The sequence below is a fragment of the Pseudomonas putida genome, assembly GCF_030159595.1.
Taxonomy (GTDB): Bacteria; Pseudomonadota; Gammaproteobacteria; order Pseudomonadales; family Pseudomonadaceae; genus Aquipseudomonas; species Aquipseudomonas putida_AC.
This window is the reverse complement of sequence record NZ_BSKJ01000007.1, coordinates 113,007-128,332: the sequence shown is the minus strand read 5'-3', so window position 1 is coordinate 128,332 and position 15,326 is coordinate 113,007. Positions and strand designations below refer to the sequence as shown.

The window sequence follows — 15,326 nt, the reverse complement described above, 5'->3', positions numbered from 1 at the left end:
ATTAACCGAGCAGGTGCAGCCCCAGCGTAAACACAGCCACCGCCAAGGCCAACAAGGACACGGCATGACGCTCCAGATACGCTGGCCAACCGTGCGCTCGCTGGCCGTCGCATTCACACTGGCGCTCAGCCAGGCTGACCAACCGCGCCTCCACGCTGTCCACGCGGTCGGCCTGGGTGTTGGTAGCCTGTGCGAGCTTCTTCAGCGCCGTGGTCACCGTGGCCGACAGGCCCTCCCTGGCCAGGTTGCTGTCTGCCAGTTGCTGCTGGTGCTGCTCAAGGCGCTTGCGGATAGCACCCTCCTTCTGCACCCGGGCCAGGGTACTTGCCACAAGCTTCTGGTTCAGCACTTCGATACTGGCGTGCAGCGTGCCTTGCTCGGTGGCCGGCTGAGGCGAAGCATCTGCCTGAAGGGTATTCTCGATCACCTCGTCCACAATCGGCTTCGCGAGCGGGGTCAAAGTGCTGTGTTCGTGTGGCTGGCTCATCAATTCCTGTCCGGATACAGCGGTAATGAGCGGAAAACTATCAAAATGGCATCACTGGATCCACTGATGAGTCGCACAATTGAGTAATTGGGCAGTATCCGACAAGGCTCGCCCACTTGATCACAGCCGAGTAGAGCGTGAGAGATATGTCAACTAACCCGTCACATTCAGGCGAAACCCTTCGTCTTCAGCCAACCAGAGACCGATTGCAGGCAACGCCTTGCCAGCATGGCGTTGCGCCCGTCGAGCGATATCAAATTGCCTTAACCTAGCACCATGCCGCACCCAGGTAAGGCCCGAGGAACCTGCGCCATTCCTTTACCTGTACAAGTCACCATTATCGACATGTATCCTTAATAGACATATCGTCTCGCTTACCGGCTTGTTGCCACGTCCCAAGGAAACGTTAAATGGAAGCGATGGAAATCTCCCTGCTGTGTGTCTGCAGCATCACCCTGCTGCTTGTATGCCTGCAATCCGTCCGTCAAGGCGAGATGTGGAACCTGTTGCAAAGCGACCGTGAACGGGAGCAAACCGCCCGCCTTCACCAGCAGGAGAACAGCACGTTGCACGCCGCCCTGCGCGCAGAGCGCGAACATGTGAGCCAGTTGCAGCACCAGATTCAAGTGCTGCTCGGGCTGACGCCAGAGGCCTGAAGGCTTTCGTCACCGCGTGCGCGTACACTTGCCCCCAGGCCACTTGCAGGAGCAGCCTCATGCCCTACCCCATTGAAGAAAAACTGGTCATCGGCGTTGCCTCGAGTGCACTGTTCGACCTCACCGTCTCGGACGACATCTACAAGACTCTAGGGGTGGAGGCCTACCGCCAGCACCAGGAAGACAATCTGGACGAACCGTTTCCCAGGGGAGTGGCGTTCCCGTTCATACGCCGCTTCCTGAGCATCAACCAGGCCTTCCCCGACCAATTGCCCGTGGAAGTGGTGCTGCTCTCACGCAACTCGCCGGCAACCGGCCTGCGGGTGTTTCGCTCGATCAGCCACTACCAGCTGGACATTACCCGCGCAGCGTTCATGTCAGGCCGTTCGCCCTACGAGTACATCCCGGCGTTCAATGCCTCGCTGTTCCTCAGTGCCAACGAAGAAGATGTGCAAAAGGCCATCGACGCCAACTACCCGGCTGGGCGGGTGCTGCCTACGCGCATCTACGACGATGAAATTGACACAGAGCTAAGGGTGGCCTTCGACTTCGATGGTGTGATTGCCGACGACGAGGCAGAGAGCGTGTACAAGCGCAACGACGACCTGAACGACTTTCAGGAACATGAGCGCGTACACAAAGGCACCCCGCACTCGCCAGGGCCCTTGGCGGACTTGTACCGCAAACTTTCACTGATTCGCATGCTGGAGGATCGCAAGCTGGCAGAAGACCCGAACTACAAGCGGATTCTGCGCATTGCCATCGTCACGGCGCGCAACGCACCCTCGCATGAACGGGTGGTGACGACCTTGAAAGATTGGGGCGTGTCGCCGGATGAGTGCTTCTTTCTGGGCGGGATGGAAAAGCCGAGGGTGCTGTCGATCCTCAAGCCGCATGTGTTCTTTGACGACCAGCGCACTCACTTGCAATCGCCAGCCGGGAATCTGCCGATGGTGCATGTGCCATTCGGGGTGGCGAACAGGCACGCTACGCCGACGCTTTCTCACACAATCACCGCACCTGCCGAAACAGTGCAAGCTGAACACTCAGCGCAAGATAGCCAGTAGCCACTATTTTGCCAGCAACGTAGACTAGCTGCGCTGCACTGCGCAGCCCTCACAACCGCCACGGAGCGCCTGGGCATGGACCGCGACACCCTCGTTCAACAGGTTCAGTTGAACATTCTGGAACGCTACGACGTCTTGCTTGACTGCAGCGAAATTGACGACAGCACGCTGAGCAAGTTGAGCAAGCGTTTGCCCAGGGCCAATGGCGAACATTCGACCTTTGCACGGTGGTGCGACCATGTGCTGGGCGACCACCGGCCTGCAGTGGCGCGTTTTGAATACCCGGTTGGGCAGACGCGTATCGATACACTGCGCCTGGGAGTGCGCAAAGGCCTGTCAAACCGGGAAAAAGCACTGACCGCAGAAGTTGAAAGCCTGAAGAAACAGATCAACACACTGCAGGCCGGGCAGTCGGCTGTATCCCCCCCTGTTCAACGCGCACCCGACATTGAACAGGTGTACTGGGAGAACGCCTGGCAGCATTTTTACGCGGGCCGGCGTGGTGTGTTGCACAACCTGCTGGCTGATGTACGGGATATCGAAGGGCACATTTTCGACGCTCAAGGTGAGCGGAACCGCAATTATCGCGAAGTGTTCGACGAAGGCATTCGTTTCATGCTGGACGGGCTACAACGCCTGGGCTTCATTATCGACGTCACTTTGACCACCGCCAAAGAACCTGGCTTCAAGTCTCAATGCTTCGATTACTACCGCACGCTGGAACAGCATGATCAGTTCGACCGTTTGCTCAGCTTTGAAGTGAAGGAGATGCCGACCGATATCCTGGCGCCGGTACCAGATGCGGTCAGTGACAAGTCGATCTGCAACGTGTCGCTGTACCGTGGCGGTGCAGGACGGGCCACCGCCGAAGAAATTGCACATCTAGGGGCATTCCTGCACAGGATGTTCTCTGCGCTCGCCAAGACAGCTAACCATGTACCACGCGGTGGGCTGCGCGAACATCTGCTGCTTGCCCTGATGCTGTCCTGGAGCGCCCCGGGTGTAAGCCTGGACGATATGCACTACAACTCTTTGTACGCATACGCCGACTCGGAGTGGGTCAAGCCGGATGCAGAGTCAACCCGCGAACGCATTGACATGAGCCCACTTAAGGTTTTCGGCCTTCTGGCTAACGCCGTCGCATTGCATAGAGGCAATTGAACGCCCTCGCGCCGGGTGCGCTGTTGCCGCCCGGCCGAGGCAGTGCGTTCCATCGCGGGGTCAGCTTAGCGCGGGCCGCCGCCCTGATGGCCGCCAAAGCCACCGCCACCGCCATGGCCGCCACCACCATGACCACCGCCACCACCCGGCGGCATGAACATCCAGCAACCCGACAGGGCGGATACCAGCGCCGCAACCAGAGCTGCGCGGAAAAGGTGTTTCGACTTCATTGGAACGCTCCACAAGGCTAGATCTGCCGCCCACCGTGGGCCGGTACGGCAGCGGGCGGATTCTAGAGCGGCGGCATGATGGCCCGGGGAAACTTTGCCTATCTTTACAATCTGCCCAGGCCCAGAGCGCGCCGGCACAACACCCTTGACCCACGCCCTCGCACCACCGCATGCTCGAACGCTTCCACCCACGCTCAAGGAACGATTGCATGAAGCTGGAAACCCTCGCCGTCCATGCGGGCTTCAGCCCCGACCCAACCACCCGGGCGGTGGCCGTACCCATCTACCAGACCACCTCCTTCGCCTTCGACGACACCCAGCACGGCGCCGACCTGTTCGACCTGAAGGTGGCCGGCAACCTCTACTCGCGCATCATGAACCCCACCAACGACGTGCTGGAGCAGCGCATGGCCGCCCTCGAAGGCGGGGTTGGTGCGCTGGCGGTGGCCTCGGGCATGGCGGCCATCACCTACGCCATCCAGACGGTCGCCGAGGCCGGCGACAACATTGTCTCGGTGGCCAAGCTGTATGGCGGTACCTACAACCTGCTGGCCCATACCCTGCCGCGCATGGGCATCCATACCCGTTTCGCCGCCCACGACGACATTGCGGCCCTCGAAGCATTGATCGACGCGCGCACCAAGGCGGTGTTCTGCGAGTCCATCGGCAACCCCGCTGGCAATATCGTCGATATCGCCGCACTGGCCGAAGCCGCCCACCGCCATGGTGTGCCGCTGATTGTCGACAACACCGTGGCCACCCCGGTGCTGTGCCGACCGTTCGAGCATGGCGCGGACATCGTCGTGCATTCGCTGACCAAGTACATCGGCGGCCACGGCACCAGCATCGGCGGCATCGTCATCGACTCCGGCAAGTTCCCCTGGACGGACAACAAGGAACGTTTCGCCCTGCTCAATACGCCCGACCCTTCCTACCACGGCGTCACCTATACCGAAGCCTTCGGCCCCGCCGCCTTCATCGGCCGCTGCCGCGTGGTGCCGTTGCGCAACACGGGCGCCGCGCTGTCACCGTTCAACGCCTTCCTGATCCTGCAAGGCCTGGAAACCCTGGCCCTGCGCATGGAGCGCCACACCGAAAACGCGTTGAAGGTCGCCCATTACCTGCAGGCTCACGAACAGGTGGCCTGGGTGAAGTACGCTGGGCTGCCCGACCACCCCGAGCATGAACTGGCCCAGCGCTACACAGGTGGCAAGCCAGCTTCGATCCTGTCGTTTGGGATCAAGGGAGGCCAAGCGGCCGGTGCACGCTTCATCGATGCCTTGCAACTGGTGGTGCGCCTGGTGAATATCGGTGACGCCAAGTCGCTGGCCTGCCACCCCGCCTCCACCACCCACCGCCAGCTCAACGATGAAGAACTGGAGAAGGCCGGCGTGCCACGCGACATGGTGCGCCTGTCGATCGGCATCGAGCACAGCGACGACATCATCGCCGACCTGGCCCAGGCCCTGGAGGCCAGCCGCGCCTGATTCACCCGCGCCCCACCCAATGCCAACGGCGGGCGCACGTTCATCGAGCCTGGACACTCCCGCAATGACCCTGCTCTATCTGGAGCTGATTGTCACACCTCTGCTGATGTGGGCCATCTCCCTCGCCTCGCGGCGCTGGGGCGGCCTGCTGGGTGGGTTGCTGTCCGGCATGGCGGCCACGGTATTGCGGCGGCGCTGACAAGCCTGCGCTGGGTGGCTCAGCGATGCTCAGTCGAACGCCCCGTTCAACACCGCTTATAAGGCTGAGACCGGGCGCGGACTACGCACGCCCCACAACCCGTAGCCCAGGGATAGCAGTACCAACCAGCCAACCCCGACATACATGGCTGTGCGACTGGCCGGGAACCAACCGAGAACACCAAAAATGAACACCATGAAAGCAATCGCGCACGCTGGCCCTACCGGCCACAGTGGCACCCGATAATCCAGTGCAGCCACCGCTTCCTTGCTCATGCCACGCCGCATGGCCACCTGAGACAGCAGGATCATCAACCATACCCAGACAATCGAGAACGTAACGACCGCAGCGAGCACCAGGAACAAGTCTTCTGGCACCAGGTAGTTCAGTACCACGCCCAGCAGTAGCGCGACGCCCATCACTGCGACGGTCATCCAAGGCACACCGAAACGTGATAGTGATGCAAAGCCGGCAGGCGCTTGGCCGTTTTGCGCCATGCCGTACATCATGCGCCCGGCGCTGAAGATGTCGCTATTGATTGCTGAAACAGCGGCTGAAATCACCACGATGTTCAACACGGTTGCCGCTGAACTGATGCCCAGACCACTGAAGATCTGAACGAATGGGCTACCGTGGCTGCCAATACTGGTCCATGGGTAAATGGCCATGAGCACGAACAGCGTAAGGATGTAGAACAACAGGATGCGCAGCGGCACTGAATTGATGGCCTTGGGCAGCACACGCTTAGGGTCCCTCGCCTCACCTGCGGTGATGCCGATCATCTCGACCCCGCCAAAGGCGAACATCACAACAGTGAAAGAAGCGATCATCCCGCTGATGCCATTGGGGAAGAACCCGCCATGGCGCCATAGATTCGAGAGACCGGCAACGGTGCCTGCCCCCTCATTCAACTGGTTCAACTGGATACCCAATAACAGTACGGCCCCGCCTGCCACAATCATGGCAACGATAGCGGTTACCTTCAGCAACGACAGCCAGAACTCCATCTCCCCGAACACTTTCACGCTACACAGGTTCAGCGCCCCGATAAAAAACACGATCCCAAGCACCCAGATCCAACTGGGTGTTTCGGGGAACCACAGCCCCATGTAAACACCAAACGCCGTCACGTCCGCCAGGCACACCACCAGCATCGAGAACGCATAGCTCCACCCTGTCAGAAAGCCAAAGTAACGACCGAGGTACTGGCTGGCATAGTGGCCGAACGAGCCTGACACCGGGTTATGAACCGCCATTTCACCCAGGGCGCGCATCATCATGTAAATGGCCGCACCACCGATTAGGTAAGCCAGTAAAACCGAAGGCCCTGCCAGTTTTATTGCCGATGCCGAGCCATAAAACAGCCCCGTACCGATAGCAGAGCCTAACGCCATGAAACGAATATGCCGGGTCGAGAGACCCCGCTTCAGCTGGTGTGAAGATTGAGCGTTCATAGATACCTTCTTGCTTTTATTATCAGGTCCGCACAACGCTGATGCCGTGCGGTTTTATCAGGCACGCATTCCTACAATCATCAAGCCCTTGGCCACAACACCGGGAACAGCTCATGGTCCATCTGGGCCCCGCTGGCCAATTGTGTTTCGAGGCCGGGAAACGGTGGCGAGGTTTTCCACTGGCGCGGTGCGTGGGTGATGTCATCACCCAGGAAGCGCACCGAGAAGGCACGGCGCCGACGATTGCCCCCGACACCGCCAGAGGCATGCAAGGTGAGCATGTGGAAGAACACGGCGTCACCTGGGGAGAGGTCCCAGCCGAGGATATTCCAGGCGCTGCGATCGGCTTCGATATCCGGCAAGTCCGCAAGGCTGCCTTCCGGGAACCATTGCGCTTGGCTATCGAGGAAACTGCGTGGCATCAGCCAAGGCCCAAGGTGCGAGCCCCCGACAAATTCAAGGGTGGATTCTCTCGAGACCGGGTCAACGGGCATCCACATGCTGCAGTTCTGGCGCCCGTCGATGTTGTAATAGGGCTGGTCCTGATGCCAAGGCGTACGCTGGCGCGTGTTTGGCTCTTTCACCAGCAGGTGGTCGTGATAAAGCCGGGCGGTTTCGCTGTTCATAAGTTGCGCTGCAACACGGCCCACCCGGCTCTCGAAGATGAACTGGCGATAGGCCGCGATATCGCCCCAGTTGCAGAAGTCTTCAAAGAACCAGCCAGGGTCGTCCGGGCGGCTGGCCACTTTGGCGCGCTCACTTGGCGCTTTCAGGTTCTGTTCAATACCCGTTTCCAGCAGTGCAACTTCTTCCGGGGTGAATAAATGACGGATGCAAACAGCACCCTCGCGCTGGAAAGCCTCGATGGTTTCATCGCTGAGTTGAAATTCGGCGGACGGTTTCATAAAGCACCCTTTAGTCTTTTTATTGGGCAACCGCACCATTGCCAGCGTTAAACGTGGAACAAGCAAGGTGCACAGCGAGTATTGCTTTTTGATACCAATAGGAAAAGAATATATTTCCTAATCCTGAGTATAGGAAAACATGATAGGGTTCTCCTTCAGGCAACTCGAGTATTTCGTCGCCGTGGCCGAACACGGCAGCATCAGCGCTGCGGCGAGGGCCCGGCACGTTTCGCAGCCCTCGGTTTCGGTTGCGATTGCCCAGCTCGAAGAGGCGCTGAACGAGCGGCTTTTCCGGCGCCAGGTCAGCCGCGGGCTGGAGCTGACGTCTGCAGGCACGCGTTTGCTAGCCCAGGCACGCGATATCATCGGCATGGCCATCGCCATGAACCAGAACGCAGAAACGCCCCAAGGCTCGCTTCGCGGCAACCTGTCGCTTATCTGCTTCCAAGACTTGGGCCCCTATTACGCGCCACGCCTGCTATCGAGCTTTCGCAAGCAGTATCCCGATGTCGAGGTCACCCTGTTCGAGACAGACCTGGCAGGTGTACACCGCCACTTGAGCGCCGGTAAAGCCGAGCTCGCGCTGACTTACGACATAGGCCTTGATCCCTCGCTGCCGCGCCAGGTACTGGCTGAGTTGAAACCCTACGCGCTCATCGCCACAGACCACCGCCTCGCTCACCTGGCAGCGATACCCCTGCACGAACTGGCGCAGGAGTGTTTGATTCTTGAGGACATCGCACAAACGCGTGAGTATTTTCTTTCACTGTTTTGGGCGCATAACTTGCAGCCGCGTAGCCAGCAATACACCCAGACCTTTGAAATGCAACGGGGCCTGGTCGCGCATGGCTACGGCGTGGCCCTGTCATGCACCCGGCCCGCCGGGGACCACTGCTATGACGGCACACCGCTGCTATGCAGGCCATTGCTGGAAGCGGTATCCCCGCAAAAAGTGGTGCTGGCCCAGTCAGGCATGATGCACCCATCGCCGGTGGCGGAGGCGTTCAAGGGTTGGGTTGCTCGGGCGATAGCAGGCTCCGCTACAGACAACGCCGGCCACTGATCAAAACACTGACCAGCCAATCCGCGAACTCAGCAACTCAAGCGCCGCCATCCCGGCGAGGGAATTGCCCGCAGCATTCAACTCCGGCGACCACACGCACACAGTGAATTGCCCCGGCACGATCGCCACAATCCCGCCCCCCACGCCACTCTTGCCAGGCAACCCCACCCGATAGGCGAAATTCCCTGCTTCGTCATACAGCCCGCTGGTGGCCATGATCGAGTTCACTTGCTGGGTCTGGCGTCGGGTCAAAATCTGCTCACCGCTGTGCTTGCAAAACCCATCGTTGGCCAGGAAACAGAACGCCCGGGCCAGATCCAGGCAGTTCATTTGCAGCGCACAGTAACTGAAATAGCTGCGCAACACCGTCTCGACTTCGTTATGGAAGTTGCCAAAGGACTGCATCAGGTAAGCCATGGCCGCGTTGCGCGCACGGAATTGATACTCCGAATCGGCGACGCGGGCATCGATAGCGATGTGGGGGTTGCCCGAGAGCCGCCGCACGAAATCGCGCATCGACAACGTGGGTGCTGCAAAGCGCGACTGGTTGATATCGCAGATCACCAACGCACCCGCATTGATAAAGGGGTTTCGCGGGCGCCCACGCTCGAACTCCAGCTGCACCAGCGAGTTGAACGGCTGCCCCGAGGGCTCATGGCCAAGCCGCTCCCAAATGGCTTCACCTGAGTGGCCAATCGCCTGAACCAGGCTGAACACCTTGGAGATACTCTGCACCGAAAATGGCACCAAGGCGTCGCCTGCGCAGTGATAGCGGCCATCATTGCCATAGACTGCGATGCCCAACTGGTTCGCTGGCACATCGGCCAGCGCAGGAATGTAGTCAGCCACTTTGCCCTTGCCGATCAAGGGACGTACTTCTTCAAGAATCTCGTTCAACAGCGTTTGCATGGAAGGCCCTGTATCAGTCCCCAGGCGACGGCTAAGGGGGAGCATTCTTGACGAAGATCGAGCGGAAGAAATCACACACGCGGCAAGAAATGACCGCTCGACCCTGTAGCCCATGGCTCAACGCCATAACCTATGCTGTGCTTGCCTCGACGGTATAGAGAACGTGCAACCGCCAGGTGCAGTGGCAGCTAACCAAGGAATGGAGGACCAACGATGCCAGCTTGTCCCATACCCGCTGACGAAGTGCTTCGCCAGCGCACGCTCGATGACATGAACCTTGTCGATACGCCAGCCGAGCATTACCTCGATACCTTGGTACGGCTCACCCAAGACCTAGCCCATGTGGACACCGTGCTCATCAGCCTCATCGACCAGGACCGACAGTGGTTCAAGGCCCGGATAGGGCTTGAGGCCAGCGAGACGACGCGCAGTGTTTCCTTCTGCGGCTACGCCATTCTCGGTGACGATACCCTGATGGTCCCCGATGCCATGAGCGATACGCGGTTCATCGACAATCCGCTCGTGCTCAACGCGCCCTACATCCGCTTTTACGCCGGCCACCCCTTGCGCGCCGGCAACGGCAAAGCCATCGGTACGCTGTGCATGTTCGATCCCCAGCCACGCGTGCTCAGCGAGGCCCAACAGGCGAATTTCAGAGACCTTGCCACGCTCGCCGAGGGGTATCTGCAGCTACGCACGCTGGCACAGGTGAACCGCGACCTGCGGCTTGAAATGGATCGCGAGCAGCGCAAAGCCCTGCTCGACCCTTTGACACAACTCTGGAACCGTGGCGCGTTGTCGGCGTTCGAAGCGCATGAACGGCGCTTGGCAGCGGTGAACGGCTTACAGCTGGGGGCGGTTTATGCCGACCTGGATCATTTCAAATCCATCAACGACCAGTACGGCCATGGCGGCGGTGACAAGGTGCTTTGCGAAACTGCCCGTCGCTTGCGCGCTGCACTGCGCCCCGATGACCTGCTGGTGCGCCATGGGGGTGAGGAGTTCGTCGCGATTTTGCAGGTCAAGGACAGCGAAGAGCTGCAGCGGATTGCTGAACGAATTCGTGTACAGGTGAGTGCAGGGGCGATGCAGCTGCCCAATGGTCAATTGAAGGTAAGCCTGAGCATCGGGTGCACCCTGTTTGCCAAGGGTGAAACGATGGATGATGCACTGGAACGCGCTGATAAGGGGCTTTATGCCGCCAAACAGAACGGGCGTGATCGGGTTGTGTATGTGGCGCCGCCTTGTTGAGACGATCACGATCCGGGCTGTGTGGCGGTATGCTCGCGGTCTTTGTACTGGGCAACTACCAAGGCGAGCTCCAGCCACAGTTGTACTCACTCACTTATTGGGCGTACTTCCTGGCCCCGGCCACACAGATCACAGCCCCCAGCGTCACCACCAGCATCAACCCGCTGACCTGCTCGTGCAGCAGCAACGCCGCCAGCCCAAGCCCCATGAACGGCTGAAACAGTTGCAGCTGCCCCACGGCCGCAATGCCACCCTGGACAAGCCCCCGGTACCAGAACACGAACCCAATCAGCATGCTGAACAGCGAAACGTAGCCAAAGCCGAACCACGCCGGCGCACTGACCTTGGCAAAGGCATCAGGTGCCGGAAAATTAACGACCGTCAGCAGCAGCATGAACGGCAACGCCACCAGCAATGCCCAACTGATCACCTGCCACCCGCCCAATGTGCGCGACAGTCGCGCCCCTTCTGCATACCCCAAGCCACACACAACCACCGCTGCCGTCATCAGCAGGTCGCCCACCAACGACCCTTCGCCGCCATTCATCAACGCATAGCCAGCGACCAGCCCGGCCCCCATGAAGGAGAACAGCCAGAACAACGGCCGAGGCCGCTCACCGCCGCGTAAAACGGCAAACCCAGCGGTGCACAGCGGCAGCAGCCCGACAAAAACAATGGAATGGGCAGAGGTGACATGCTGGAGCGCCAGTGCCGTCAGCAGCGGGAACCCGATGACAACCCCCAGCGCTGTTACCGCCAATGACGCCAAATCACCCAGCTTCGGCCGAGGCTGGCGCAGCACGATCAAGAACAGCGCACCCAACAAGGCGGCAATGGTAGCCCTGGCACAGGTCAGAAACGTCGGTTCAAAGTCCGCCACGGCCACGCGGGTTGCCGGCAACGAGCCCGCAAAAATTGCGACGCCTATGAAGCCGTTGATCCACCCGCTTGTTGATCTTTCCATCAGTCATTCCTCGATAAGCCAGGCGTCAGTACATCACTGACGGGCTCACCCAGGCCATGTACAATCCAATACAGTTAAACCGAACTGTTATGCACATTAATCCAGCACAGTTGAGGGCGCGATGAAACGCAACGGCACGCGAATTCGAACGGTCATGGCCGAGATCCAGTCCAGGATCGCCTCTCGCACCTACACACCCGGCGCAAGAATTCCATCCGTCCGCGCCATGGCCCAGGCCATGCAGGTGTCGGTTTCTACCGTGCTTGAGGCCTATGAACGGTTAATGGCGGAGGGTGTACTCACCTCCCGCCCCGGCTCCGGCTTTTACGTCGCGGGCCCAGTGGCGCCATTGGCACTGACCGAACTTGGCCCCAAACTGGATCGTGTCGTCGACCCGCTGTGGATCTCGCGCCAATCGCTTGAAACCTCCCTCGATGCGTTGAAACCCGGGTGCGGGTGGCTACCGCCTTCCTGGATGTACGAAGCGGGTGTGCGTAAAGCACTTCGAATGGTTGCCCGTTCTGACGCGTCAAGACTGACGGAGTACGCTTCACCGCTTGGCCATCCACCGCTCCGGCAGTTCCTGTCGCGACGGCTGGCAGGCATCGGGGTCGAAGCCCCTCTTGAACAGATCATGCTCACCGAGTCCGGCACCCACGCCATCGACCTGATTTGCCGTTTTCTGCTGGAACCGGGCGACACGGTGCTGGTGGACGACCCCTGCTATTTCAACTTTCACGCACTGCTGAAAGCACACCGGGTGAACGTTGTGGGCGTGCCTTACACGCCGACCGGCCCGGACATCGATGCATTCGGCGCGGCCCTGCTCGCGCATGTGCCCCGGTTGTACATCACAAATTCCGGCATCCACAACCCGACCGGGGCCACCCTGTCGCCGGTCACGGCACACAGGCTACTGAAGCTGGCCGACACCTCCAACCTGGTGATTGTCGAGGACGACATTTTCGGCGACTTCGAACATACACCCGCGCCACGCCTGTCTGCGTTCGATGGCCTCTCCCGTGTCATCCAGATCGGCAGCTTCTCCAAGACCATCTCCGCTTCAATCCGCTGCGGCTACATCGCTGCGCGCGGTGAATGGATCGAGGGCCTGGTCGACCTCAAGATTGCGACCACCTTCGGCGGTGGGCGCCTGGCGGCGGACATCATCCACCACGCGATTACCGATAGCGGGTACCGAAAGCACATGGAGAGTGTTCGCCTTCGGTTGGCCGAGCAAATGGACAAAACGGTAGCCAGGCTTCAGGCGATTGGTATCAAGCCCTGGATCACTCCCCAGGCTGGCCTGTACGCCTGGTGCCAGCTGCCGCAAGGCAAGGATGCCGCAACGCTGGCCAGGGCTTGCTTGAATGAAGGGGTGGTGCTGGCGCCCGGGAATGCCTTTAGCCAGTCCATGACTGCGGGGGATTTTCTGCGGTTCAACGTTGCGCAGTCGGGGGACGCCAGAATCTTCGAAGTGTTGAAACGGGCCTTGAGCGCTTAGTCGCTGTCCCCATCCTGCGCCCCGGGCCAGGTAACAGCCTGCGCTACGATCACATCTTTGCCATTGAACGTGAGTGCAGGGCCGCCATGGAGTTGGTACCCCAGCTTCAGGGCATCACTGACCCTGTGGCAAAAGGAAGCGTCATCGGGGCCAGTCAGCACTCGGTAAATCGGCAGCCCATCCGGTGGTTGAGTCATCTGTTCGGTCCTGGCAGAAGAGCGTGTTAACCAAGACTACTGTTAACTGCCGGGCAATAGCTACGCGCCAGATCACTTCCAAGCTGCCAAACCTTGTGCTTGATACAGCGCAAGCCCCTGTAGGAGCGGCCTTGTGTCGCGAAAGGACCGCAAAGCGGTCCCGGCAATGCCAGCCTCAAGCCACGATCACGAGACCAGTCAAGCCAAATGGTCACGCACCGGGCCACCCACCCCAACCTCTTCCATAAAGTCCGCAAGATACGCCTCAAGCCGTTCATGCCGCTCAGCCGCAAGGCGAGCCCCTTCGCGGGTTTTAAAGCCAGAAGCGAGCTTGAGCAGCTTGGTATGGAAGTGCTCGATCGCATACGTCGTGTCCTGATATTCCCGACCCAGTGCAGCGGGGTTCTCGAAATCGTACAGTGCCGACCCCATGCGCCCGGAAACGTAAAAACACCGGGCGATACCCACTGCACCGATGGCGTCCAGGCGATCACTGTCCTGAAGAATCCTGGCCTCAAGGGTGAGTGGTTCGATGCCAGCCGAGTAGCTGTGGGTTTTGACTGCATGCGCCACCTGCTCGATGCGCTGCGTGGGCCATCCCATGTCCGCCAGGATTGACGTCGCCTTCTCTGCCGACAGCGTTGACGCCTGCCCGCGCAAGGGCGAGTTCTTTTCCACTACGACACAGTCATGCAGCAGAACCGCTGCAAGCAGCACTTCCAGGTCGCCGCCTTCTACATGCTGTATCCGTTGCGCGTTGACCCACACGCGATGGATGTGGGACAGGTCGTGGGAGCCGTCTGGGTGGTCAGCGGGTAAATGCTTCAGTAGGTCAGCGGCCAGGCGCTGGAAAGGGGCGAAAGCTTCGTTAGTCATCGTGGGTACGTTCCACTCTCATCGTGAGACTTCAAATCGACACTACCCCCCCATTTGCAAACCTTCCGCACCGACAACATCTGGCCGACAGATGCAGCTCTGGAAAAAATGAAATGGAAAGCAAGCAGCAACAATTGATAAGCGCATACCGCCAAACGTTATCAGACCTACCGCTGCATTGGCTGGATCGCAGCCGCGAGCACGAAGCGGATTTCAAGCACCTTTCAGGCTTGTTTCTTCCTGGTACGTCGCCGAAATTTGAGCAGGCGGCAAAACGTATCATGGTTGTGGGCCGCGAAACGCGTCGCTGGGATGTTTTGACTGCCGGCAAACCCTTCATTGACCTGGACGAGTACATCCAGCGCGCCATGGCAATCCAGCAATGCCACTTGGCAGAGTACATTCAGGACAAAGCCGACCGAGGGGCCAGCTTCTTCAACTTTCTGCGCGAACTCCACCAGGCCGACCAACCCATAGGTATCGCCTGGGCCAACTTCTTCAGCTTCGCATGGCAGAAAGGGTCCCCTATGCGCTGGCCGCATTTCGCAGATCTCATGAAGGTATCCAAGCGCCTCCTCGAGGCGCAGATCACCATTCTTCGCCCAGACATCATCGTGTTTGCCAACGGCGCGAGCAGTGCCCACATACGACAGCAATTCTTCCCGCACAAAGGCGAACTCAGCGTTTGCAACGACCTGGGTGACTACCGTGCGCAAGGCATACCGGTAAAGCAGCTGTGGCGCTTCCGCCTGCATGGCTCGATACAGTGCTATCGCATCCAGCACCCGAGTAGCATCAGTGCCGGCTCACGCGCAGCACGTCGCTTTCTTCTGGACCAGATACTCCTTGGCAATCTGCCGAATGATCAAACCCTCCCGGGCCAACCGCACGGTTGATGAACGCCTATCTATCCGCT

Annotated in this window: 17 protein-coding genes; 9 read left to right on the top strand and 8 right to left on the bottom strand. The window is 59.7% G+C overall.

Annotation, left to right across the window (positions count from 1 at the left end; genetic code table 11):
• Position 1: 1 nt before the first annotated feature.
• Entirely contained in the window at positions 2-487 is a 486-nt protein-coding gene (locus QQL85_RS17050) for a hypothetical protein (protein WP_284354709.1), read from the bottom strand.
• A 410-nt stretch (positions 488-897) separates the two neighbouring features.
• Here QQL85_RS17050 and QQL85_RS17045 point away from each other — a divergent pair, with 410 nt between their 5' ends.
• The 3 genes from QQL85_RS17045 (at position 898) to QQL85_RS17035 (ending at position 3,371) form a co-directional block, all read left to right on the top strand.
• Positions 898-1,143, top strand: coding sequence for a hypothetical protein (locus tag QQL85_RS17045; RefSeq protein WP_284354710.1), 246 nt, complete (start codon positions 898-900; stop codon positions 1,141-1,143).
• A 59-nt stretch (positions 1,144-1,202) separates the two neighbouring features.
• A complete protein-coding gene (locus QQL85_RS17040; RefSeq protein WP_284354711.1) occupies positions 1,203-2,210 on the top strand; it encodes a 5'-nucleotidase in 1,008 nt (335 codons plus the stop codon).
• A 75-nt stretch (positions 2,211-2,285) separates the two neighbouring features.
• Positions 2,286-3,371 (top strand): hypothetical protein, encoded by a 1,086-nt coding sequence (locus tag QQL85_RS17035; RefSeq protein WP_284354712.1) that lies wholly within the window; start codon positions 2,286-2,288, stop codon positions 3,369-3,371.
• A gap of 65 nt (positions 3,372-3,436) precedes the next feature.
• Here QQL85_RS17035 and QQL85_RS17030 read toward each other — a convergent pair whose 3' ends face one another.
• Positions 3,437-3,601 carry a hypothetical protein gene (locus QQL85_RS17030; RefSeq protein ID WP_177410275.1) on the bottom strand — a complete coding sequence of 55 codons (165 nt, stop codon included), beginning with the start codon at positions 3,599-3,601 and terminating at the stop codon, positions 3,437-3,439.
• A 209-nt stretch (positions 3,602-3,810) separates the two neighbouring features.
• On the opposite strand from QQL85_RS17030, the gene QQL85_RS17025 reads away from it, so the two are divergent.
• Both QQL85_RS17025 and QQL85_RS17020 read left to right on the top strand, forming a co-directional pair.
• A complete protein-coding gene (locus QQL85_RS17025) occupies positions 3,811-5,088 on the top strand; it encodes a bifunctional O-acetylhomoserine aminocarboxypropyltransferase/cysteine synthase (RefSeq protein ID WP_284354713.1) in 1,278 nt (425 codons plus the stop codon).
• Positions 5,089-5,152: 64 nt separating this feature from the next.
• The gene (locus tag QQL85_RS17020; RefSeq protein WP_284354825.1) at positions 5,153-5,287 is read left to right on the top strand and encodes a hypothetical protein; all 135 of its coding nucleotides are present in this window, start codon (positions 5,153-5,155) and stop codon (positions 5,285-5,287) included.
• Positions 5,288-5,343: 56 nt separating this feature from the next.
• Here the strand turns inward: QQL85_RS17020 and QQL85_RS17015 are convergent, their stop codons facing one another.
• Positions 5,344-6,741: an amino acid permease gene (locus QQL85_RS17015; RefSeq protein WP_284354714.1), complete on the bottom strand. Its 1,398-nt coding sequence runs from the start codon at positions 6,739-6,741 to the stop codon at positions 5,344-5,346.
• 80 nt (positions 6,742-6,821) lie between these two features.
• The gene (locus QQL85_RS17010; protein WP_284354715.1) at positions 6,822-7,646 is read right to left on the bottom strand and encodes a phytanoyl-CoA dioxygenase family protein; all 825 of its coding nucleotides are present in this window, start codon (positions 7,644-7,646) and stop codon (positions 6,822-6,824) included.
• Between the two features lie 139 nt (positions 7,647-7,785).
• Between QQL85_RS17010 and QQL85_RS17005 the strand changes: the two genes are divergently transcribed.
• On the top strand, positions 7,786-8,709 hold the full coding sequence (locus QQL85_RS17005; protein ID WP_284354716.1) for a LysR family transcriptional regulator: 924 nt from the start codon (positions 7,786-7,788) through the stop codon (positions 8,707-8,709).
• Here QQL85_RS17005 and glsB read toward each other — a convergent pair whose 3' ends face one another.
• Positions 8,710-9,618, bottom strand: a complete 909-nt coding sequence (gene glsB / locus QQL85_RS17000) for a glutaminase B (RefSeq protein ID WP_284354717.1) — start codon at positions 9,616-9,618, stop codon at positions 8,710-8,712.
• Positions 9,619-9,831: 213 nt separating this feature from the next.
• Here glsB and QQL85_RS16995 point away from each other — a divergent pair, with 213 nt between their 5' ends.
• Positions 9,832-10,869, top strand: coding sequence for a sensor domain-containing diguanylate cyclase (locus QQL85_RS16995; protein WP_284354718.1), 1,038 nt, complete (start codon positions 9,832-9,834; stop codon positions 10,867-10,869).
• 94 nt (positions 10,870-10,963) lie between these two features.
• Here QQL85_RS16995 and QQL85_RS16990 read toward each other — a convergent pair whose 3' ends face one another.
• A complete protein-coding gene (locus tag QQL85_RS16990; protein ID WP_284354719.1) occupies positions 10,964-11,833 on the bottom strand; it encodes a DMT family transporter in 870 nt (289 codons plus the stop codon).
• A gap of 121 nt (positions 11,834-11,954) precedes the next feature.
• On the opposite strand from QQL85_RS16990, the gene QQL85_RS16985 reads away from it, so the two are divergent.
• A complete protein-coding gene (locus tag QQL85_RS16985; RefSeq protein WP_284354720.1) occupies positions 11,955-13,337 on the top strand; it encodes a PLP-dependent aminotransferase family protein in 1,383 nt (460 codons plus the stop codon).
• Here the strand turns inward: QQL85_RS16985 and QQL85_RS16980 are convergent.
• On the bottom strand, positions 13,334-13,534 hold the full coding sequence (locus tag QQL85_RS16980) for a DUF1737 domain-containing protein (RefSeq protein WP_284354721.1): 201 nt from the start codon (positions 13,532-13,534) through the stop codon (positions 13,334-13,336). The genes QQL85_RS16985 and QQL85_RS16980 overlap by 4 nt on opposite strands.
• Before the next feature lie 198 nt (positions 13,535-13,732).
• On the bottom strand, positions 13,733-14,410 hold the full coding sequence (locus tag QQL85_RS16975) for an HD domain-containing protein (protein WP_284354722.1): 678 nt from the start codon (positions 14,408-14,410) through the stop codon (positions 13,733-13,735).
• Between the two features lie 113 nt (positions 14,411-14,523).
• Here QQL85_RS16975 and QQL85_RS16970 point away from each other — a divergent pair, with 113 nt between their 5' ends.
• A complete protein-coding gene (locus QQL85_RS16970; protein WP_284354723.1) occupies positions 14,524-15,306 on the top strand; it encodes a hypothetical protein in 783 nt (260 codons plus the stop codon).
• Positions 15,307-15,326 lie beyond the last annotated feature (20 nt).